The following is a 23,002-nucleotide window of genomic DNA, read 5'->3' as shown; positions in this document are numbered from 1 at the left end:
TTTATTGAAAGAAATCTGCTAATGCCGCTTTCAGTTCATTGGCCGTATTTTCACTAGCCTTAAGCGGTTCGTGGCACCAGATGGCATCGGGCCAGCATTCATCTTCTTCGTTTCTGAATACCAAATGGATATGTTGCAAAGGGTTCTTGTTGCCGATTTTGGCGAGATTGAATTTTGGACCATAACCTTTGTCCAATAAAAAATCGGTTAGACGGTAAATGTCGCCATACAATTGTTGGATGTAGTTTAAGTTGGTTGAACTATCCAACGCTTGTTTTGGGATGACAAGTAACCAAGGCAGCTCTGTTTTTTCGGCCATTAGCGAGAATAGCGGGCAAGAGTTCAGATAAATAGCGTCAAAAGTATTTTCAAGATTTTGTGCTGAGTGATCATTTAGAATGATATTCATGATTTGCCCTAAATATGCTGATTGATTCATCAAGTTTTAAAAGTGCAAATATACTGATTTAATCGGTAGAATGGAATCCTAATTTTTAAAGATTTGTCTTTGGCGTAGCGCATAAATTAAAAAACGTGTTTTAAGTTAAAGCAGAGTTTTACACAGGACAGGATATTTAATGCAAAAGCCTCTATTTTTAGCCTCTAATTCACCTCGTAGACAAGAGTTGCTTGCACAGGTTGGATTGGATTTCGAGGTGGTCAATGCACCAGTGGAAGAAGTGGCTTTACCTCATGAATCGCCGGAATCTTATGTGTTGCGTATCGCCATAGAAAAAGCCATGGCTGGATTTAATAAGGTGGCCGGTAAACAAGTCTGGGTCATCGGCGGTGATACTGCGGTGCTTGTAGACGGGAAAGTACTGGGTAAGTCAAAAAATGATTTTGATGCTGAGCGCATGTTGAAAAAACTTTCCGGTAAGGTTCATCAAGTGTTATCGGCTGTCGCTATTGTCTATGATGGTGAAGTGTTTTCAGTGCTAAATAAGACTGAGGTTTCTTTTAGAGAGTTATCTGATACGGAAATCCGTGGCTATATTGCCAGTGGCGAGCCGCAAGGTAAGGCGGGCAGTTATGCCATTCAGGGCAAAGCCGCTCAATATATCGAAAATATTAAGGGTAGTTATTCTGCGGTAATGGGCTTGCCGCTATTTGAGTTAAATGAATTATTAAAAGCCTCGGGTTACAAATAAAAAAAAGAATATTTATGCATAACGAAGAAAAGATATTAGTCAATGTCACGCCAAATGAAACACGTGTTGCTTGGGTGGAAAACGGTGTTTTACAAGAAGTATGGGTCGAACGTGCTAACAAACGCGGTTTAGTCGGCAATATCTACATGGGTAAGGTCGAGCGTGTATTACCGGGGATGCAGGCGGCTTTTATTAATATCGGCCTCGAAAGAGCGGCGTTTTTGCATGTTTCCGATGTGTGTCATAAAGCTATTGGCAGCGAAGATGAAGATTGTGAAGACATCACCAAATTGCTGCGCCAAGGGCAAAAGATTATGGTGCAGGTGCTCAAGGATCCTTTAGGTACTAAAGGCGCTCGCATTACCATGCAGGTGACCATCCCGTCACGTATGTTGGTGTATATGCCGGTGGAGAATACTTTGGGTGTTTCGCAAAAAATTGATGACTCGGAAGAGCGCGAGCGTTTGCGAGAGATGGTCAAAACCATTCCTGAATTTACCGATTCAGAGGGTGGGGTGATTGTCCGTACGGTTGCCGAGGGCGTTGATTTTCACGAAATGCGCGCCGATATGATTTATTTGCAACGTCTCTGGAATGGTGTGCAAGAGCGTGCCAAAGCGGCCCGCAAACCGGCTTTGATTTATGAGGATTTGCCGCTCTACTTACGAATTTTACGAGATATCCCGATCGATAGAATTGAAAACATTCGTGTCGATTCGACCGAAACCTTAAATAAAATGCGTGATTTTGTCGAAATGTATGTTATCGAACTGAAAGATCGTGTTGGCTTGTATCAAGGTGAGCGCCCGATTTTCGATCTCTACAATATCGAAGAAGAGATTCAAACCGCTTTGCATAAACGTGTCAATTTGAAGTCTGGCGGCTATTTGATAATCGATCAGACAGAAGCCATGACTACGATTGATGTCAATACCGGTGCTTTTGTCGGTCATCGTAACCTGGAAGAGACCATTTATCGAACCAATCTCGAGGCCACTCAAGCCATTGCTCGCCAGCTTCGTTTGCGTAACCTGGGCGGAATTATCATTCTCGATTTTATCGATATGGATGATGCTGAGCATCAAAGCCATGTATTGAATGCGCTAACCAAAGAGTTGAGTAAAGATCGAGTAAAGACTTCCATTAGCAATATTTCCAGCTTGGGGTTGGTGGAGATGACTCGTAAGCGAACTCGAGAGAGTCTGGAAAGAACCTTGTGCGAACCTTGCCCTATCTGTAACGGCAGCGGTACGGTTAAAACCCCGGAAACCATCGCTTATGAGATTTTTCGCGAGATTACCCGTATGGCGCGCTCTTTTAATGCCAGTAAATACCGTGTTATCGCTGCTGAAGCGGTGGTCTCGCGTATTATGGATGAAGAATCCAGTAGTGTGGCTGAATTAGAAGCCTTTTTGAAAAAGAGCATACGTTTTCAGGCTGAGAGCAGTTACGCACAAGAGCAGTTTGATGTAGTCATGATGTAATCACTCATAAGCGGTTGCATCAAGTATTGGATAGCGGATATGTTGAGAAAAACACATAGCATTTTGCAGTGGTTGTTGGCCATTTTAGTGCTGTATGTACTGTTAACACGTCTATTTGTCTCCTGGGTTCAATTCTTTCCGCAACAATTTATTCAGACCGTTGAAGCGATTAGCGACACTAAAATCATAGCAGAGCAGATTTTGGTTGAACAAAGCTGGGACGGCTTCGAGTTAACACTAAACAACTTTTCCATTGTCGATAAACGCTTTGTTTTGCAGGCGGCTCACTTGCAGACAGATATTAACCTGTTTGCGCTTTTCATTCCGTCATTAGGTTATGGTGATGCCATTAAGATTGAGTATGGCGCTTATCAAAACCGACAGCAGTCCGAAGGTAACGAACCTCAACCCTTTAATCTGCAAGAATACCTTCAAATCAAAGCCGTTACCGCCCACCTTTGGAAACGAATCGAGTTGAAAAGCTTTGTCTTAAGCGAATTTGCCCGCCCCGGTTTTGTTCTCCATCTGCATGATTTTCAATCGATTAATGCGGCAAGATTCTCGGTGGTGTCTGAATTCAGTCTCGCCTATAAATCACTGCTTAACTATGAGCGCTTTAATTTTACCGCATCCTTGGATAACGATATCTGGGGGCGAGTCAGTCAGGGGAAGTTTAGTCTTTCATCCTTTTCTCCTTTAAGGGTAAGAAATCTGAGTAAGGCCTTATCGAAAAATTGGCAGTCCGTTTTGCCTAGAGGTGAGCTGATTGTTGATGTGGACGGTGCCATTGAGGATTCGCAAGTCACCAATGTGCGTTTGGCACTTAATTCGCAGATGCTGGAGTGGCCGCAGCAAACGGTCAAGCTTCCTGATAGTCTAGGGCTGCAATTTGACTGGAGTTATCAGAATCAGCTGGCCTTATCGGATGAAGACGATTGGAAAATCTGGCTTTCAAAGGTGCAAATCGATAATCGCTTCATCGAAACTGTGTCTCCGGTTGAGCTGTATTACGACGGTGGCGATACCGTATCTTTCAAGGCCCAGTTTTTCGAGCTTGAGCCATTCAAAGTATTGGTTAAATCTCTGATCAAGAATCCGCATATAGCCGCTTTCTTTGATCAAGCCGCTTTCTTAAAGGTTTCCGATGTTAGTGGTCGAGTTCATGTCGATAAAATCGATGTCCCATTATTGTCAGTGAATTTTGAGCGTATTGATGTTCCGGTTACTAACTATCCTGGAGTCAGTATCCGTCAGCTGAGGTTGGATAAGGATCCTGCCGGTTTGACCTTGAGAACTGAAAAACCTATTTGGGTTATGGCACCAGAGGTGCATAACAGACCGATGCAGGTGAAGCTGCCGGCAATGGTTAGAATGAATTATGAGCAAGATAATAAATCTTGGCAACTGCCTAGGCTTGCTTTTCAAGTTGATGATGCCGCGTTAGAAGTTGAAGCCAGAAAGATCGCCAGTAAAGATATTGATATCGATTTCAATGCGGTGTTTAACAATATGTCTTCATTGAAAAGTTACCTGCCATATCCGTTCATGTCAGAAACATTGCAGGCCTTTTTGAAAGAAGGTTTGTTGGCAGGTGAGAATATCCGCTTTAAAGGTCGGGTAAAAGGTGGTTATGAACAGTTTCCCTATCTTGATAAGTCAGGCGTGTTTACCCTTGATGCAAAGGTTGATAATGCCGAACTGCTGTTCGATGATAAATGGCCTTCATTGAAAAAAATTGACGCGATTTTACATTTTACGCCTTATCAATTAATGATTGAAGCCCCTTTTGTCGAGGTTTTGGACGGGGTACAGGCCAAGGATGTTCGTGTCCAAATTCCAGATTTAAATAAAGACGATATTGCTGTCGTTATTCAGGCGAATGCTAGTGCCGACATGAAGGATGCGGTTAACTATTTAACGAGTTCACCTTTAGCCGCAAAGTTGGGTCTTACCGAGTTTTTGTCATCACACAGAAATTTTCATGGTAACACTCGGGTGGCGTTACATAAGTTATGGATACCGGTTTCAGGTTATGACAAATTGGAAACCCGGGTAAGTGGTGATGTGCACTTTACCGATGCCGGCTTTGATGTACTAAACGATTTGCCCGTTAGCCAATTGCACTCCAAGCTTCAGTTTACCGAGAGTGCGGTGAGTGCTGAAAAGATTCGCTTTGTGTTTATGGATGGCAAGGTGAAAGGCAGTCTAAAAACCAGCGCGAGCTCTAACAAGGCGTTATTGAATTTAAATGGGCATATGTTGGCAAAAGAAAATACGTGGTTTGCAGAGCCTTTGAATTGGCGTTCTGATTGGCAAATTCCGATGCGAACAGGGCGTGGTGACCTTAAGGCAAAAACAACGTTTTATCTAGGCAGGGCGGGTAGTTTAATGCCCAAGCCTTTAAATAAAGAGCTGTTGCAAGATAAGGTTTTAACCATCAATAGCGTTTTGCGTAACGATGATTTCGATAATCGTGTTTCTTTGCCCGAATTACTTGAAGCGAAGCTGTTATGGAAAAGGCAGGATGGTGCAGAGAAGAATTTCCGCTTGGAGCAAGTTATAGCTGCTTTAGGGGGTGTAGGTTTAAAAGATAACACAAGGCATTCTCAGATAAAGGGAGGGATTGATGAGTTGGACCTGGATCGGTGGCTGCCAATTCTGTCTAAGCAAATATTTAATGGCGGTGACGCCTCTTTAATAAATGACCTTGATTGGCGAGGTACCGATATCACTGTCAAGCAACTCGATTTTTTAGGGCAGAAATATGAAAATCAGCGCTTTAGTTGGCAAGCAGACGGTCTAGGTGGATTGAGTATCGACACTATTGGTGCGTATTTGCAAGCTCAGGCTTTAGTTCATGGTGATAAATCAAAGCCGATTAAAGTAAATGTAGATAAATTAGTATTGCAAACCCAATCGAATCAATTATCTGGGTCAGAAGAGGTTGTAGCGCAAAAGCAAGCCGCACAGTGCGAAGTAAATATCGATGCAGACGATAGCGCTATTCCTAATATAGTGTTCAGTGGCCGTAATATTATCTTCAATGGCCGAAAAATAGATCAATTGAGTTTTGAATTGGTCGATGAAAAGCAGGCCTTTACCGTCAAAACGCTAAAAGGCGGCTTTGCATCGGGTGCAGGTGTGTTGAGTGGAAGTTACCAATTCGATAAATATAATCAATTCTCAACGCTGGCACTAGGGATGAACTCTAATAATGTCGAAGGACTGGTTGAGTTTCTAAAGCTCAATAAAGGGTTCACCGGTAAAAAAGCGGATATGACAATGGAGTTGAATTGGTACGGTGGGGTTGAGTGTCTAACAGCCGATACGGCTAATGGCAGTCTAGGGTTTATGATGAAAGACGGTGCTATTGAAGATGTCGAACCGGGTATTGCTAGATTGATTGGTTTATTGAGTGTTGAGTCGCTGGTTAGGCGTCTAAGTCTGGATTTAAAAGATGTGACCCATAAGGGGATGGTGTATGACGAAATCTCCGGTAAGGCGAAGATAGATAGAGGCCAAGTCGTGTTTAATGAGTTTGACATTAAAGCCCCATCAGCAAGTGTAACAATGCAGGGCAATGTCGATTTGATTAAAGAGCAGTTTGACCTAAAAGCAAAAGTAACGCCTAAGATAGGCGCAACGGTTCCGACTATCGCAGCTATTGCCGGAGCCGCCAACCCGATTACGGCATTGGCGATTTATACACTGATGAAAGTCATTCCAGGCGTGAATGAAAATTTGGTGACTTATGAATACAGAATAACCGGTCCTTGGGCAAAACCTTTAATAAATGGTAAGGAATTGAAAGAGGCGCCAAACCCGGTAGAAGAGAAACGCTTAAGCAGATAATTGTATCCATAGTATTTAGTAGAGCGAAATTGTAATTTCAATAACTTAGCGTGGCTAAAACAGGAAAAGCAAAAAAAAGTAAAAAAAGATGCAAAAAAGGGTTGCGTTAATTTGAGAAATCCCTAGAATACGCACCTGTTCCGAACGGGGCGTTGGATAAAGATTCAATGCGGTACCGAGCGGATAAGCTCTTTAAAAGATTTAGAAGTGGTTAACGAATTGGGTTGATGCTTTTTTGGGTGTTTTCAGATTTGAAAATAAATTAAAAAAAAGTTGAAAATAATTGTTGACACTAAAGCTTCTAATTACTTATAATGAGCGGCTTACCGACAACGAAAAGCGATTTACTTTTCAGTGTTGTCGAAGAGACCTAAGTTCTTTAAAAATCAGGTAATTCAGAGATAATTTATGTGGAAACTCCTTAAGTGAGTGGACGCACTAAAATATCTCGACAACTATGTACAATGGTAAAACATGTACCTAGTCAATTTTGAGTGTTTATTATCCAGAGATGGAGTTTAAATATATCAGCAAGATTAAACTGAAGAGTTTGATCCTGGCTCAGAATGAACGCTGGCGGTAGGCTTAACACATGCAAGTCGGACGGAAACGATAGAGAGCTTGCTCTCTAGGCGTCGAGTGGCGGACGGGTGAGTAATGCCTGGGAATCTACCCTATAGTTGGGGACAACATATGGAAACGTATGCTAATACCGAATATGCTCTACGGAGTAAAGGAGCCCTCTTCTTGAAAGGTTTCGCTATAGGATGAGCCCAGGTGAGATTAGGTAGTTGGTGAGGTAATGGCTCACCAAGCCCGCGATCTCTAGCTGGTTTGAGAGGATGATCAGCCACACTGGGACTGAGACACGGCCCAGACTCCTACGGGAGGCAGCAGTGGGGAATATTGCACAATGAGGGAAACCTTGATGCAGCCATACCGCGTGTGTGAAGAAGGCCCGAGGGTTGTAAAGCACTTTCAATTGTGAGGAAGGTAGTGTAGTTAATACCTGCATTATTTGACGTTAACTTTAGAAGAAGCACCGGCTAACTCTGTGCCAGCAGCCGCGGTAATACAGAGGGTGCAAGCGTTATTCGGAATTACTGGGCGTAAAGCGCGCGTAGGCGGAATGTTAAGTCAGTTGTGAAAGCCCAGGGCTCAACCTTGGAATTGCATCTGATACTGGCACTCTAGAGTTTAAGAGAGGGAGGTGGAATTCCAGGTGTAGCAGTGAAATGCGTAGATATCTGGAGGAACATCAGTGGCGAAGGCGACTTCCTGGCTTAAAACTGACGCTGAGGTGCGAAAGCGTGGGTAGCGAACGGGATTAGATACCCCGGTAGTCCACGCCGTAAACGATGTCAACTAGTTGTTGGCCTTATTAAAAAGGTTAGTAACGCAGCTAACGCGATAAGTTGACCGCCTGGGGAGTACGGTCGCAAGATTAAAACTCAAAGGAATTGACGGGGGCCCGCACAAGCGGTGGAGCATGTGGTTTAATTCGATGCAACGCGAAGAACCTTACCATCCCTTGACATCCAGAGAAGTTTCCAGAGATGGATTCGTGCCTTCGGGAACTCTGTGACAGGTGCTGCATGGCTGTCGTCAGCTCGTGTCGTGAGATGTTGGGTTAAGTCCCGCAACGAGCGCAACCCTTATCTTTAGTTGCTACCATTCAGTTGAGAACTCTAAAGAGACTGCCGGTGATAAACCGGAGGAAGGCGGGGACGACGTCAAGTCATCATGGCCCTTATGGGATGGGCTACACACGTGCTACAATGGGAGGTACAAAGAGCAGCCAACTGGCGACAGTGCGCGAATCTCAAAAAACCTCTCGTAGTCCGGATTGGAGTCTGCAACTCGACTCCATGAAGTCGGAATCGCTAGTAATCGCAAATCAGAATGTTGCGGTGAATACGTTCCCGGGCCTTGTACACACCGCCCGTCACACCATGGGAGTGGATTGCAAAAGAAGTAGGTAGCTTAACCTTCGGGAGGGCGCTTACCACTTTGTGGTTCATGACTGGGGTGAAGTCGTAACAAGGTAGCCCTAGCGGAAGCTGGGGCTGGATCACCTCCTTTAAGAAAAAGCATCTGCGAGCTTAAGTGAGTTTTCACATAAATTGTCTCTGAATTACATGAAAGATAGTGAACGACCTGGGTCTGTAGCTCAGTTGGTTAGAGCGCACCCCTGATAAGGGTGAGGTCGGTGGTTCAAATCCACCCAGACCCACCAATAATGGGGCTATAGCTCAGCTGGGAGAGCGCCTGCCTTGCACGCAGGAGGTCTGCGGTTCGATCCCGCATAGCTCCACCAATTTAACTCTTAATGAGTTCTGTAAAACAGAGTTTATTAACAGTTACATTGGTAACGATTTAACTGAAAAGTTCTTTAAAAATTTGGAATAGAGGTTTATGTCACAGCCGACTTTGTGACATAGACAGTAATGAGAGATCCCTTCCAAGACTCTCATTACACAAAGCTTTCTAACTCGAATGAGTTAGAAAGTTTAGGTAAGTATATATATTTGAGATTTACTCAAGCGTATATCATGACAGCGAAACTTTTAGTTGCGTGAAGCTTGCGACTGCAAACTTCAAACACAGTTCAATAGGCTTTGATTGTTCTTATGAACAACACAAAAGGTCAAGGTTATTTTTGAGTTGTATAGTTAAGTGACTAAGCGTACACGGTGGATGCCTAGGCGGTAGAAGGCGATGAAGGACGTGATAGCCTGCGATAAGCTCTGGTGAGGTGGCAAATAACCTTTGACCCAGAGATTTCCGAATGGGAAAACCCATCCTTTATGGATAACCTCTTATGAGGTGGCTAACCCGGAGAACTGAAACATCTAAGTACCCGGAGGAAAAGAAATCAACCGAGATTCCCTAAGTAGCGGCGAGCGAACGGGGACCAGCCCTTAAGCTGATATTGGATTAGTAGAATAGTCTGGAAAGTCTAACGATACAGGGTGATAGTCCCGTATACGAAAATCTTTTATTGGTGAAATCGAGTAGGACGGAACACGTGAAATTCTGTCTGAACATGGGGGGACCACCCTCCAAGGCTAAATACTCTCTACCGACCGATAGTGAACCAGTACCGTGAGGGAAAGGCGAAAAGAACCCCTGAAGGGGAGTGAAATAGAACCTGAAACCGTGTACGTACAAGCAGTAGGAGCATACTTGTTATGTGACTGCGTACCTTTTGTATAATGGGTCAGCGACTTACATTATGTAGCGAGGTTAACCGAATAGGGGAGCCGTAGGGAAACCGAGTCTTAAATGGGCGTCTAGTTGCATGGTGTAGACCCGAAACCGGGCGATCTATCCATGGCCAGGTTGAAGGTGCCGTAACAGGTACTGGAGGACCGAACCCACGTATGTTGAAAAATGCGGGGATGAGTTGTGGATCGGAGTGAAAGGCTAATCAAGCCCGGAGATAGCTGGTTCTCCTCGAAATCTATTTAGGTAGAGCCTCATGTCTCACTGCTGGGGGTAGAGCACTGTTATGGTCTAGCGGCCCGTCAAGGGTTAGCAGCCCATTGCAAACTCCGAATACCAGCAAGTGCAATCATGGGAGACAGACTGCGGGTGCTAACGTCCGTAGTCAAGAGGGAAACAACCCAGACCGCCATCTAAGGTCCCTAAATATTACTAAGTGGGAAAGGATGTGGGAAGGCTTAGACAGTCAGGAGGTTGGCTTAGAAGCAGCCACCCTTTAAAGAAAGCGTAATAGCTCACTGATCGAGTCGGCCTGCGCCGAAGATTTAACGGGGCTAAGTAATATACCGAAGATGCGGATGCGTGTTTACACGCATGGTAGAGGAGCGTTCTGTAAGCCTGCGAAGGGGCATTGTAAAGTGTCCTGGAGGTATCAGAAGTGCGAATGCTGACATGAGTAGCGATAAAGGGAGTGAAAAGCTCCCTCGCCGAAAGACCAAGGTTTCCTACGCAACGTTAATCGACGTAGGGTTAGTCGACCCCTAAGGCGAGGCTGAGAAGCGTAGTCGATGGGAAGCAGGTTAATATTCCTGCACTATTTATTACTGCGATGGAGGGACGGAGTAGGCTAGATCAGCTTGGCGATGGTTGTCCAAGTTTAAGATTGTAGGCATGTATCTTAGGCAAATCCGGGATACTTTATGCTGAGAATTGATGACGAGTCCTCTTTTGGACGAAGTGATTGATGCCATGCTTCCAAGAAAAGCTTCTAAGCTTCAGGTAATAAATAATCGTACCCCAAACCAACACAGGTGGTCAGGATGAGAATTCTAAGGCGCTTGAGAGAACTCGGCTGAAGGAACTAGGCAAAATGGTACCGTAACTTCGGGAGAAGGTACGCCTCCTAACGTGAAGGACTTGCTCCGTAAGCGTCTGGAGGTTGCAATAAACTGGTGGCTGCAACTGTTTACTAAAAAACATAGCACTCTGCAAAATCGAAAGATGAAGTATAGGGTGTGACGCCTGCCCGGTGCCGGAAGGTTAATTGATGGGGTTAGCATTAGCGAAGCTCTTGATCGAAGCCCCGGTAAACGGCGGCCGTAACTATAACGGTCCTAAGGTAGCGAAATTCCTTGTCGGGTAAGTTCCGACCTGCACGAATGGCGTAATGATGGCCACACTGTCTCCAGCCGAGACTCAGCGAAATTGAAATCGCAGTTAAGATGCTGCGTACCCGCGGCTAGACGGAAAGACCCCGTGAACCTTTACTACAGCTTTGCACTGGACTTTGATACTATCTGTGTAGGATAGGTGGGAGGCTTTGAAACTGTGACGCCAGTTGCAGTGGAGCCATCCTTGAAATACCACCCTGATATTATTGAGGTTCTAACCTCGGGCAGTGAATCCTGCTCAGGGACAGTGTATGGTGGGTAGTTTGACTGGGGCGGTCTCCTCCTAAAGAGTAACGGAGGAGCGCGAAGGTACCCTCAGCACGGTCGGACATCGTGCAATGAGCGCAAGAGTAAAAGGGTGCTTGACTGCGAGACAGACACGTCGAGCAGGTGCGAAAGCAGGTTCTAGTGATCCGGTGGTTCTGTGTGGAAGGGCCATCGCTCAACGGATAAAAGGTACTCCGGGGATAACAGGCTGATACCGCCCAAGAGTTCATATCGACGGCGGTGTTTGGCACCTCGATGTCGGCTCATCACATCCTGGGGCTGAAGTCGGTCCCAAGGGTATGGCTGTTCGCCATTTAAAGTGGTACGCGAGCTGGGTTTAGAACGTCGTGAGACAGTTCGGTCCCTATCTGCCGTGGGCGTTGGAAAATTGAGAGGGGCTGCTCCTAGTACGAGAGGACCGGAGTGGACGAACCCCTGGTGTTCCGGTTGTGATGCCAATTGCATTGCCGGGTAGCTATGTTCGGAAAGGATAACCGCTGAAAGCATCTAAGCGGGAAACCTGCCTCAAGATAAGTTTTCCCTAGACTTTAAGTCTTCTGAAGGGCCGTTAGAGACTATGACGTTGATAGGCAAGATGTGGAAGTGCAGTAATGTATGAAGCTAACTTGTACTAATTACCCGTGAGGCTTAACTATACAACTCAAAAGTGACTTGTTAATTGAACAAGACGATGTTGTGGTATACCTTGAGTAAAACTCGGATACAAACCTAAACAACTCTATTCCAAGAATTTTATGTGTAGATCGCTCTGCACATAACACCAAATTGCTTGGTGACAATAGCGAGATGGAACCACCTGATCCCTTACCGAACTCAGTAGTGAAACGTCTCAGCGCCGATGGTAGTGTGGGAGGTCCCATGTGAGAGTAGGTCATTGCCAAGCTTATATCCTAAAAAACCGCGTTCCCAATTGAGGGTTCGCGGTTTTTTTTTGTCTTGAGAAAATGGCCTACGTAGAGTAGGACGAATGTGTCGTGAAAAGCCGTCTAATGGTAGCTTCTTAGCGAATGAGCAACCAAAAGGTACAAACGCAAGGCTTCTGCCCGCAGCTGGGCATTGCCATGCTTTTATACCTATATTGATATATAGTCCTAACGGGTTCTTTATTGTCTGAATTTTACAAAACAAATTCGTTCCAGGATTTTTACTGACTATTTGGAGTTTTTTACATTATTGATGATCAATACCTTTGTATATTCTCTCTTTGATATAACTTGTTTGATGTCAATTGGACTGTTGATTTATTCATATTTTTGATCTTATTGCTTTTGTTTTAGTAGATAGTTTGCTATCGTTCAAAATTAGATATTTTTTTATATGTGTATTATATCGAAGGCTAATGATTAGCGGATTCACCTATGTATAGACCTTATTTTGGTTTAAATGACTTACCTTTCAAAACGACACCTGATTTACAGATGTTTTATAAGCATGGAACAAGACAAGAAATTCTTGATGCCTTGCTTTATACCATCGAACGTGGTGATGGAATCATTAAGGTGACCGGTGAAGTCGGTAGTGGTAAAACAATGTTATTGCGTTTACTTGCCAGCAAGCTTGATGATACCTACGAGTTGGTCTATATCAATTCGCCAAATTTGTCATCGAAAGATCTATTGCTATATATATGCTCTGAATTGCATATTCAAATTGATTCCAGTGCGCCTAAATTTGATATCGTGAACGCCTTGAAACAGCGTCTGCTTGAATTACATGCCCAAAATAAGAAAGTGGTGATGCTTGTTGATGAAGCACAATCCATGTCACTTGAGACACTAGAGGAAATTAGGCTTCTCAGTAATATAGAAACGGCTGATGATAAGTTGTTGCAAATTGTTCTTTTTGGCCAGCCAGAACTTGATAAAGCGATTGAACATCCCAATATTAGGCAGTTAAAGAGTCGTATTACTTACAGTATCTATGTCAGACCTTTTAATTACCAAGAAGTTAAAGCCTATCTGAATTATCGTTTAAGAAAAGTTGGTTACCAAGGACTTGATCTGTTTGATAACCGTGTTGCTAAGAAAATCTGTAGATTAAGCGACGGTTTGCCGCGCAGTATTAATGTTTTAGCAGATAAGGCACTGATGGCAGCATTTAGCACCGATGCTAAAACCATTCACCCAAAGCATATACAACCAACTGATGATTTCAATACTGCTGAAAATAGCAGAGTAAACTCTCTTTTGATAGCGGCGCTCTTGTTTATGTTATTGATTGGAGCAGGTTATTACACCTATCACAATGTAATCACAAACCAGGGGATGGATAATGTGTCCAGTTCGACAAACCCTGATTTGCAGACTTTACCATCTGCCATCGAAAAATCTGATAATAAGTCAGTTATAAATATTGATACTTTGCAAGAGGCCAATTTGGCTGCAAAGCCTGTTGTAAAGGAAGGTGAAGTCAAAACAGATTCCAGTTCGGTCGACACGGTTTCCAATGGTGCGCCACTATCAGCAAATAATGTCAAAGAGAATGTGGCTATTGATGAAACTAAGACGTTAAAAACCCCTGCTTATCAAATCACTAGCCTTTCAAATGAATACATAACCAAATTGATCGCAGAGCACAAAAAAACTGCGGCCTGGTTGAATGCTACAGAGTCTAATTACATGATTCAGTTGTCGACAAGGCGCGTGGATAGCTTAAATAATGCTTTACGCTTTTACAAAAGAGTTTTAACATCAGATGAACCGGTTAAAGCGTTAATTGACTTTCATGAACCAAGTCAATCGTTTCGTATAAAGTTTTTTTATTTGGATGCTTTAAGTGTAAGTGGTATATCTAATAATATTGAGCAATTACCACAATCCGTAGCGCGTTCTAAACCTTTTATTACGCCTATTTCAGCACTTAAGCGTAAACTGAGCTATACTGAACAGAAACTTATCGAGGTTGGAGTTCCCTTATGATTAGTCGCCTATTTCTTTTCAATATTTTCTTTGGGGTTCTGACCTTATCATTAACAGCGTGTCAGCAAAGTGCCGTCAAGCGTGATCCCTTGGCGCCACCGGTTGCAGAGCAATTTGTCCCTAAAGGTCACTTGCAAAAGCAGACAAAAGTCGAGGACAGTATAAACGACCCGTCGGCGATTCCTTCCATTGTCAACAATCAAAAGCCACTACTGCCCCCATTGTCTGGCGCAGTCAGCACAAAGCTGTATTCCGTTTCCGCTGTGAATGTTCCTGTTGCGGATTTGTTATTTAAGTTAGCCAAAGACGCTAACCGCGAACTTGATTTATATGCCGGTATCAGCGGCAACGTCACAATTAATGCAATTAATCAGCCACTTGATAATATCCTTGAGCGAATTGCTGAGCAGGTGGGGTTTGTTTTCGAACTCAGCAGTAGTGTTGTATCAATTAGACCGGATTTTCCTGAATGGCGTAATTACAAAATCGATTATGTGAATATTTCTCGGGACAGTACCGAGTCTATTGATATGAAAATGACGGTTGCTTCGGGAACCGGGGGATCAAGTGGCGGTAGTCCTGCCAGTTCATCTTCGGTGAAGGTTACATCAAAATCAGATTTTTGGAAAAATCTTGATGAGAACATCAAGCTACTTGCACAAATAGATCCTAATGCCAATATGGTGATGTCTCCTGCAACAGCGGTTGATGGCCAAGCCGCAGCGCCGAGCCCTGCTTTATCTGGGTTATCACAAAATACGGTGGTGAATCCAGAAGCGGGTGTGATTTCTGTTTATACTACCAAACAAAAACATAAGGCGATCGCAAAATATATCGATGAAGTTACCCACCGTGCCAAAAGACAGGTGTTGATTGAAGCGACAGTCGTAGAAGTGAGCCTTAATGATGATTATCAAGCAGGTATAGATTGGACAAAATTTGGTACGGTAAATAATGTTAAGAGTAGTGTGTTCTTTACTTCGGATGCACGATTCTCATCAAGTAGTTATAGTGCAGCCTTGACCGGAGCTGGAGAAAATATACTTGATAATTTGAAATTTCTAAAGGTTTTTGGTGATACCAAGGTGTTATCAAGCCCAAAGATTATGGCGATCAATAACCAGACGGCATTGTTAAAAGTGGTGAACAATCTTGTCTATTTTAAAGTTGAGGCGAGTACAACCAGTACCACACAAGGGGTTGGTGAAACCACATACACTACCGAGATTCAAACGGTTCCGGTCGGCTTTACTATGAGTGTTACACCATTTATTGGTGATAACGACGATATAACATTGAATGTGAGACCGACGATTTCGAGAAAAATTGATGAAGTTGCCGATCCAAACCCTAGTTTGGGGGATGTTCAAAGTCTAATTCCGATTATTCAAGAAAAAGAGATGTCTTCTGTATTGAAGCTCAGAGATCGTCAAATCGCGATTATTGGTGGACTGATTGAGGATTCTAATGGCAATAACAGAGTCGGATTGCCATGGTTGGGTGACGCGCCAATTATTGGCGACTTATTTTCGCAGCGATCTGATACCACTACAAAAAGTGAATTGGTTATTTTTATTCGCCCGACGGTGATTAAAAACCCTGATATCGACAATGGCGATCTGACATCGATTCGTCGTTTCTTGACTACTAAAAATCAATAGGTAGGCTGGTTATGAGTGTACTGTTAGATGCTTTAAAAAAAGCCGCTGAAGAAAAGCGCAAAGCTGGTCAAGCTGACGTTGAAAATCCATCTGCTGAAGATAGCTCTTCAGCGAATAAGGATGAAAAAAGTAGCTCTGCTTCGAGTGAGGAAGTAAAAGCTGACAGTGAGCAAAAAGCGGATTTAGGTTTAAAGTTAAGTTTGAATTCTGACGAGAACGCTATGCCAGTCGATGAAACTGATACTGAGCCAAAAACGGTTGAAGACTCCGACAGCAATGAGCGTGCGGGTTTAACTGCCAGTGATGAAGCTGAAACCGTTACAGCACAGGACGAAAATGATGTTAATTCAGGTACCGGATTAAAGTTAAGTTTAAAGCCCAATCAGGAATCTTCCAGTAAAGATCGTACTTCCTCTTTAATGTCCGCGTTGGATTCAGACCAGGAATTACCTGTTTTTAATGTCAATGAATCTCAAGAAGTAACACCACAAACAGAACAAGTCAGTGCACCGCCAGTCGAGGCTACCAAACCAACCAGTCTTAACTTGGAGCAGGAAAATGATTCATCCGTTCCATCTGAATCATCTGCGTTAGATAATGCAATCAATGAAGAAGTGAATGCTAAAGATCCATTGGAATCTGCTCATGAGGTAGCAGCTTCTGATTGGCGCATGGATGAGTTGCCAGGTTATCAAGAGCCGGAGAGCACTACTCAAAAAACAATTGATGAAACCCCTCCTTTGGAATCCAATACAATTCTGCTGAATTCCGCCAATCACGGCGCCAAGAAAAAAAAGACCAGAGCCTCATTTGTAATGATGATGTCCATGTTTGTTATTTTGGCGTTTTTAGTGATTGGGCTTTATGCATTGATTTATTATCAAGAAAAAAATTCCGATTTAGAGCGCAGTATGAAAAAGTATGAGCTTACTACAATGGAGTTCAAGGATAAGCAAACTAGCGAGGATGCCAATCAACCTGTGGCGGACAAAAAAACGTTGACCGAAGCCAATACGGCAGATAATCCAGCTCAAGCTGAGCAGGTCGCATCAAATAAAGTCGCTAGCGATCCGGCTTCAGGGGCTGCCAGTAATGAAAATGCCAGTGTTGATGAGAATCAGCAGGCGGGTTCAAAATTGAATGACGTGTCGTCAGATAATCAAATCTCATCAGCCAGTGATGAGAATAAATCAAACGCAATCGAAGAAAAACAAGTTGAAACAAGAGCAACCAGTAAAACGCCGGTGGCCAAAAAAGTTCCAACGGTTAAGCGTGTAGCTGAAAAAAACAGGGTGATCGCTGCACAAGACCGTAAGCCTTCCATGCAACAACAGAATCTTGCAATGGCTTATTCCGCTTATGATCAAGGCAAGTTCGAAATGGCTCGCTGGGGCTTCAATCAGGTTTTAGCGGAAAACCCAAATAACATTAATGCAATGCTAGGTATTGCGGCGATAGAGGTAACTAAAGGTAACTCTGCCAGTGCGATTGAAAAATACCAGCAAGTGTTGGAAAAAGACCCTAATAATCAATATGCCTACGAAGCTTTGGCAACCTTATCAAGTTCGGTCGTTATCGATTCCAGTTGGCTAAGCGATTTGAAACTGATGGCTGATAAGTATCCAAGCTCTGCCGTGATTCAATTCGCACTGGGCAACGCTTATGCGCAGCAACAAGATTGGTTAAAAGCGCAGAGCCATTATTTCAATGCCTATGCAGCTGAACCAAAAAATCCAGATTATGTCATGAATTTGGCGGTGAGTTTTGATCGCTTGGGCAAATATGATTTAGCCAACCGACATTATATTGATGCTTTAGGCTTGACTGAAACCAGGACGGCAAACTTCGATGAGCAGGCAGTTCGTAATCGATTAATTTCCATACGTCAATTGATGCTTAAAGGACAGTAGATGCAAACACCGCTACGTCTTGGCGAGCGCTTAGTAGAAGAAGGTTATATTTCCCGTGATCAGTTGAATATAGCCTTAACGGAAAATAAAAGAACGGGACAGAAACTGGGAGAAATCCTGGTTTCTTTAGGATTTGTTTCGGTTGAAGTCGTCCGTGAAGTGGTCGGTAGCTATGTTGGCTATGCTTCAATGAGTTTAAAAGAGGTTGTTCCCGATCCTAAAGCGATATCTTTAGTTTCAGAAACCTTTGCTCATAATTACCAACTCATGCCGATTAGTGTGAAAGACCAGGTGCTAAAAGTCGCTATGTCTAATCCTGGCGACATTATGGTGCTGGATAAGCTTCGACGTCACCTGCAAAACCCGAATATTCAAGTACAACCGGTGTTGGTTGTCGAATCGGAAATTCAAAATGCTATTGATAGTTATTATGGTTATGAATTATCGATTGAAGGTATATTAAAAGAGCTTGAAACAGGTAAAGCGGATTTAGCATCCATCTCGGTTGATAATGAGTATTCTCAGCCAATGGTGCGACTGGTGGATAATCTATTAACCGATGCGGTCAAGCGTAATGCATCGGATATCCACTTTGAACCCGAAGAAGACTATATCCGTATTCGCTATCGTATTGATGGGGTATTACAAGAGATACGTTTATTGCACAAGATGTTCTGGTCAGGTTTGGTTGTGCGTTTGAAAGTTATGTCGGATTTGGATTTGACGGAGCAGCGTATTCCCCAAGATGGGCGCATGACTTTGATCGTACATGGACGTCGTATCGATTTTCGTGTTTCATCTTTGCCTTGTACGCACGGCGAAAACTTTGTTTTACGTATCCTTGACCGAGAAAAAGGCATCGTTCCGCTTGATAAACTGGGCTTGGACAAAGACTCTTATGATGAGTTGAAGTTAATGATGGCTCGACCAACCGGAATTATGTTGGTGACAGGTCCTACCGGTTCAGGTAAGACTACCACACTGTATTCGATTCTCAATGAGCTCAACGATATAGGTGTAAATATCATGACTTTGGAGGACCCGGTTGAGTATCCGATGTCATTGATTCGTCAAACACCGGTAAATGAAGAAATCGGTATGGGCTTTGCCGCAGGGATCAAAGCGTTATTGCGACAGGATCCTGACGTTATTCTGATCGGTGAGATTCGTGATGCGGAAACTGCCGAAATGGCGATACGTGCAGCCATGACCGGTCACCAGGTATTTGCGACATTGCACACCAACTCTGCGATTGGCGCCATACCTCGATTATTGGATATTGGTGTGTCGCGCTCGATTATGGCCGGTAATTTGATTGGTATTGTTGCTCAGCGTTTGGCTCGAAAACTGTGCGAGCATTGTAAAACACCTTATGAGCCCGAAGAATTTGAACGCCATTTATTGAGTATCGATAAGGAAGAAAATTACCAGTTGTTCAAAGCTAAGGGCTGTAGCAAATGCAATGGTGTAGGCTATAAAGGCCGATTGGCGGTTTTGGAAACCCTGCGATTCACTTCGGAAATGGATGACCTGTTTCTTGAAGGTGCATCGCAACACGCACTGTTGGAAAAAGCGATTGAGAACGGGTTCTCAACCATGTCGCAGAGCGGTATTCGTTGGGTCAAACAGGGGAAAACCACATTGGAAGAAATTAGTCGTGTTGTTAACTTAACTGAACTACTTTAATTTCAGGTAAAGAGCTTCTTATATGCAAAATTATCAATATACTGGCATTAATAAATTCGGCAAGCGGGTGAATGGCGTTTTGCCTGCTAATAATGAATTTGAGCTGGAGCAGAAGCTATTAAAGACCGAAATCAGTTTACTAAGTTATAAAAAACAATCCGACAGTTTTTCAATTCTGCCCAAAGAAAAGGTTACCCGAAAAGATGTTATCAGTTTAACTTTCCAGTTGGAGCAGTTAATGCGTGCTGGTGTGCCGTTATTGGAAATTATTGATGACCTGAAAGACTCTTTTGAAAGCAATGCCGTCAAAGAAATGTTGGCGAATATTTATGAGTCCATGGAAGGGGGATCTACTTTTTCAGAGGCCTTAAGCGGCTTTGAAGACACCTTTGGTGAAGTTTATATCTCGTTGGTTTCGGTCGGTGAGAAAACCGGGCAACTTGAAGATATTCTTGCTGATTTGGCGAATATGCTTAAATGGGAAGATGAATTGGTTTCCAAAGCCAAAAAAGTCATGATCTACCCGGCTATCGTTGCTACCGTGGTGGTCGCGGTTGTGATTTTAATGATGTTGTTCGTAGTACCTGAACTTCTTGGCTTTATCACTTCAATGGGAGGGGAGCTTGGTTTTGCGACCATCGCGTTGATTGCGACTTCCGAATTTATTCAGAATTACATACTCGAACTGTTTATTGTGCCAATCATTCTTATATTTATCCTCAAATTTTGGCGCAAAAAATCTCCCGAATTCAGGATTAAGACAGATGAGATGTCATTGAACATCTATATTATCGGGCCAGTGTTGTATAAGCTAAAACTGGCTCGTATCGCTAACTCTCTTGCGGTTATGTATGGCGCTGGGGTAAGTTTTCCTGAAGCATTAAAGATGGCGAGTGTTATTGCCGGTAATAAATACCTTGAAGAGAATATTAATGCCGCGGTGCGTTTGATCGAAGAGGGGAAGCCGATTTTTTCATCCTTTCAAGAAGCGAATGTATTTCCGAATATGGCAGTTAGAATGATCAAGGTCGGTGAACTCAGTGGTGGAATGGACACCGCCTTGAAAAATGTCAGTTACTTCTATGACCGTGAAGCAAAAGAAATGATTGAAAAAATCGAACCGACGATTGAGCCTTTATTAACCGTAATTATGGGCTTTATTGTCGGTTGGGTTATGATAGCGGTGTTAGGTCCAATTTATGACACCATTGCGCAGGTGCAGTAATGAAAATTGTTTTCTATCTTACAGATGAAGGGGTGACGGCATATGATAGTCGGTCTGAGCCTGGCGAGATCTTTGAATTTGTCACTTGGGACGACATTGCTAATCTAGATTCCTTTTTATCGGCGATTCCAGAAAAAGCCGAGGCGGAAGTTGTCCTTGATCTCGTTGAGGAGGATCTCTACTTTGAATGGTCTCCTAAGGTTATGCCTTGGGAAAAAGGTGCCATTATCAAACGCCGAAACCAGCGTTTGCAATCGGAAAGCGTCACTCTTACCGAAGTCAAGTGGACGGGGGCTTCTCACACCAGTGACGAAGGCCGTAAAGAAGAATTGCTTTTGGCTGCAACCATTACGGATTCTTTCAATGTCAGCAGTTTCCTTGCTGGCCTGGAACAGGCACAGATCATTGTCACCGCGATTCACTCTAAGCCATTTCTTCTAGAAAGTTATTTCCAAAAATGGATTAAGCCTCATTTTAAATTAAGTCGAGCCGATGCCGCTCGTCCGATCCTATTGGTGACCAGACAGTCTGAAAATACCTATCGACAGACGTTTCTTTATGATGGTCAGGTAAGGTTAAGTCGTCTCATTGAATTAGATAAGCAGTTGTCTAATGTAGATGAGATAAGAAAGGCATTGGTCGATGAGACCAAGCTTGCAGTCACCTACGTTTATAATCAGAAAATAGTGCCTTACAACAGCCCAATTGGTTATCTGTTCCTTGATAACGACACAACGATGTTGGAAGGCTTGATCGACGTCTGCAAAACACTAGGGTTGATTAGAGAGTCCTGGCAAGAAAATGAGTATTTCGTTGCTACGGGCAGTTATGCAGAAATCGCTCAACAAGTCTGTGTATGCCAGCATCAACAGCTCGGTTGTTACTCTCCTCAAGCCATTGTGGATTTTGTTATAGCTGCAAACCCTAAAGGCTTCTATCATACGGATTATGTCAATAAAGTCGGTTATATTCTGCAAGGTCGTAAGACTTTGATTGCCTTGAATATGCTGGTGTTTTTGGGTGGTTTGTATTACATATTGATCTCCGGCGTGGATACCTTGGTCAGTTGGCAACGCCAGGAAATGCTCGATCAAAGCATTGTCGAACATCAAGTCGAGGCCAAACGCTTGGAAAAAATGGTAAAACTGCAGGACGATGCACAACGCATCAAGGCCTCGGTAGAGTTTTCCGAAGCGATTTTGAAATTGAAAGTAAACCGTTTGATCAATTTCGATATCGACTCCTTAAGTCAGGTTTTTGCCCGGCATCGCAATATTCAATTAACAGATATTGACTGGAAAACATTGGATCGCTTCGACAGTAATCGAAATGAGATCAAGATTTCAGGTTGGGTGTTTCCGTTTTATGAGACTTATAAAAAACCGGTGCAATGGGTCGATGAGTTCGTTGCCGATTTACAAAATATGAATGGTGCTGAAGTGGTTGATTTACAAAAAGAACCGTTAAATCGACGATTGAACCAAGCACTGAATATCAGAGCAAATCCAGGGGATACCAGAGCCTTGGCATTTAGCGTAGTAGTGAGGGTGAAAGATGGCAAGTCTAACTAGCATTATTCAAGACCCTTTAACAAAACGATTTTTTTTAAAGCCGTTTTTGTTGTTGATTTTACTTTCTGCGCTTGCCGCAGGAGCTTGGTATGCGTATGAAGAAATCACCAAGGAACTTGCCGCACAAGAAAAGCCCAAGGTGCAAAAACTGAACTCCCTACGTAGCCAAGTAAGCTTTTTACAGCAGCAGGTTAGGCTCTATCAGGAATACGGTGAGAAATATCAGGAACTGGTAAAAAAGGGGTTGGTTAAGAAGCAGGATCGTGTTTTCTGGACCGATTCGTTAATTAAAATGACAGAGCAGTACATTATCCCCGACTTATCCTTCAGCTTTTCTCCGGAAAAACCATTGAGTTCAGGGCAGTTTGCCAATATTAAAATTCCTAATGGCATGTTTTTCTATAGCGATGTGACAATGAAAATGGCATTGCAGCATGAAGAGGATTTATTGCGTCTTTTCGAAACCATTAGCCAGAAAATTTCGCCGTTATATTTGGTAAAAAGTTGTGATTTGGGGCTTAAATCAGATGGACATGAAGTCTCGGCTAATTTTGATTTGACCAACGGTAATGTTACGGTCAGTTGTAATTTAATTGTTTTCCATACCCATGAAAGCAAGAAAAAGTGATGAGGCTTTAAT

11 protein-coding genes, 2 tRNA genes and 3 rRNA genes are annotated in these 23,002 nt (G+C 43.3%); 15 read left to right on the top strand and 1 reads right to left on the bottom strand.

Translation table 11 applies throughout. From position 1 onward, the window contains the following. Position 1: 1 nt before the first annotated feature. The gene (locus FE785_RS08685) at positions 2–409 is read right to left on the bottom strand and encodes a hypothetical protein (protein WP_138565372.1); all 408 of its coding nucleotides are present in this window, start codon (positions 407–409) and stop codon (positions 2–4) included. Positions 410–578: 169 nt separating this feature from the next. Between FE785_RS08685 and FE785_RS08680 the strand changes: the two genes are divergently transcribed. The 15 genes from FE785_RS08680 to FE785_RS08610 all read left to right on the top strand — a co-directional run bounded on the left by FE785_RS08680 (position 579) and on the right by FE785_RS08610 (position 22,990). Next, positions 579–1,151 (top strand): Maf family protein, encoded by a 573-nt coding sequence (locus FE785_RS08680; protein WP_138565371.1) that lies wholly within the window; start codon positions 579–581, stop codon positions 1,149–1,151. 14 nt (positions 1,152–1,165) lie between these two features. Further along, positions 1,166–2,635, top strand: a complete 1,470-nt coding sequence (gene rng, locus FE785_RS08675) for a ribonuclease G (RefSeq protein WP_138565370.1) — start codon at positions 1,166–1,168, stop codon at positions 2,633–2,635. Between the two features lie 39 nt (positions 2,636–2,674). Next, a complete protein-coding gene (locus FE785_RS08670) occupies positions 2,675–6,487 on the top strand; it encodes a YhdP family phospholipid transporter (RefSeq protein ID WP_138565369.1) in 3,813 nt (1,270 codons plus the stop codon). Positions 6,488–7,025: 538 nt separating this feature from the next. Then, positions 7,026–8,569: ribosomal RNA gene (locus FE785_RS08665) — 16S ribosomal RNA — on the top strand. Positions 8,570–8,646: 77 nt separating this feature from the next. Then, positions 8,647–8,723: transfer RNA gene (locus tag FE785_RS08660), tRNA-Ile, on the top strand. Positions 8,724–8,728: 5 nt separating this feature from the next. Then, a tRNA-Ala gene (locus FE785_RS08655) sits at positions 8,729–8,804 on the top strand. A gap of 353 nt (positions 8,805–9,157) precedes the next feature. Continuing rightward, a 23S ribosomal RNA gene (locus FE785_RS08650) occupies positions 9,158–12,026 on the top strand. A 133-nt stretch (positions 12,027–12,159) separates the two neighbouring features. Continuing rightward, positions 12,160–12,274, top strand: a 5S ribosomal RNA gene (rrf, locus tag FE785_RS08645). The 16S, 23S and 5S rRNA genes sit together here with 2 tRNA genes alongside, the layout of an rRNA operon. A 475-nt stretch (positions 12,275–12,749) precedes the next feature. After that, the gene (locus FE785_RS08640; RefSeq protein ID WP_138565368.1) at positions 12,750–14,309 is read left to right on the top strand and encodes an ExeA family protein; all 1,560 of its coding nucleotides are present in this window, start codon (positions 12,750–12,752) and stop codon (positions 14,307–14,309) included. Next, a complete protein-coding gene (mshL, locus tag FE785_RS08635; RefSeq protein ID WP_138565367.1) occupies positions 14,306–15,970 on the top strand; it encodes a pilus (MSHA type) biogenesis protein MshL in 1,665 nt (554 codons plus the stop codon). The genes FE785_RS08640 and mshL overlap by 4 nt, the downstream gene beginning before the upstream one ends. 11 nt (positions 15,971–15,981) lie before the next feature. Then, positions 15,982–17,880: a tetratricopeptide repeat protein gene (locus FE785_RS08630; RefSeq protein WP_138565366.1), complete on the top strand. Its 1,899-nt coding sequence runs from the start codon at positions 15,982–15,984 to the stop codon at positions 17,878–17,880. Further along, positions 17,881–19,566: a GspE/PulE family protein gene (locus FE785_RS08625; RefSeq protein ID WP_138565365.1), complete on the top strand. Its 1,686-nt coding sequence runs from the start codon at positions 17,881–17,883 to the stop codon at positions 19,564–19,566. It abuts the gene before it with no gap. 22 nt (positions 19,567–19,588) lie between these two features. Next, positions 19,589–20,791 (top strand): type II secretion system F family protein, encoded by a 1,203-nt coding sequence (locus FE785_RS08620; RefSeq protein ID WP_138565364.1) that lies wholly within the window; start codon positions 19,589–19,591, stop codon positions 20,789–20,791. Beyond that, positions 20,791–22,362, top strand: a complete 1,572-nt coding sequence (locus tag FE785_RS08615) for a hypothetical protein (protein WP_138565363.1) — start codon at positions 20,791–20,793, stop codon at positions 22,360–22,362. Before FE785_RS08620 ends, FE785_RS08615 begins: the two co-directional genes overlap by 1 nt. Then, on the top strand, positions 22,346–22,990 hold the full coding sequence (locus FE785_RS08610; protein WP_138565362.1) for a hypothetical protein: 645 nt from the start codon (positions 22,346–22,348) through the stop codon (positions 22,988–22,990). Before FE785_RS08615 ends, FE785_RS08610 begins: the two co-directional genes overlap by 17 nt. The last annotated feature ends 12 nt before the right edge of the window (positions 22,991–23,002 follow it).

Source organism: Thiomicrorhabdus sediminis (genome assembly GCF_005885815.1).
Classification (GTDB): domain Bacteria; phylum Pseudomonadota; class Gammaproteobacteria; order Thiomicrospirales; family Thiomicrospiraceae; genus Thiomicrorhabdus; species Thiomicrorhabdus sediminis.
The sequence above is the reverse complement of the archived record's forward strand: the minus strand, read 5'-3'. Positions and strand labels throughout refer to the sequence as shown.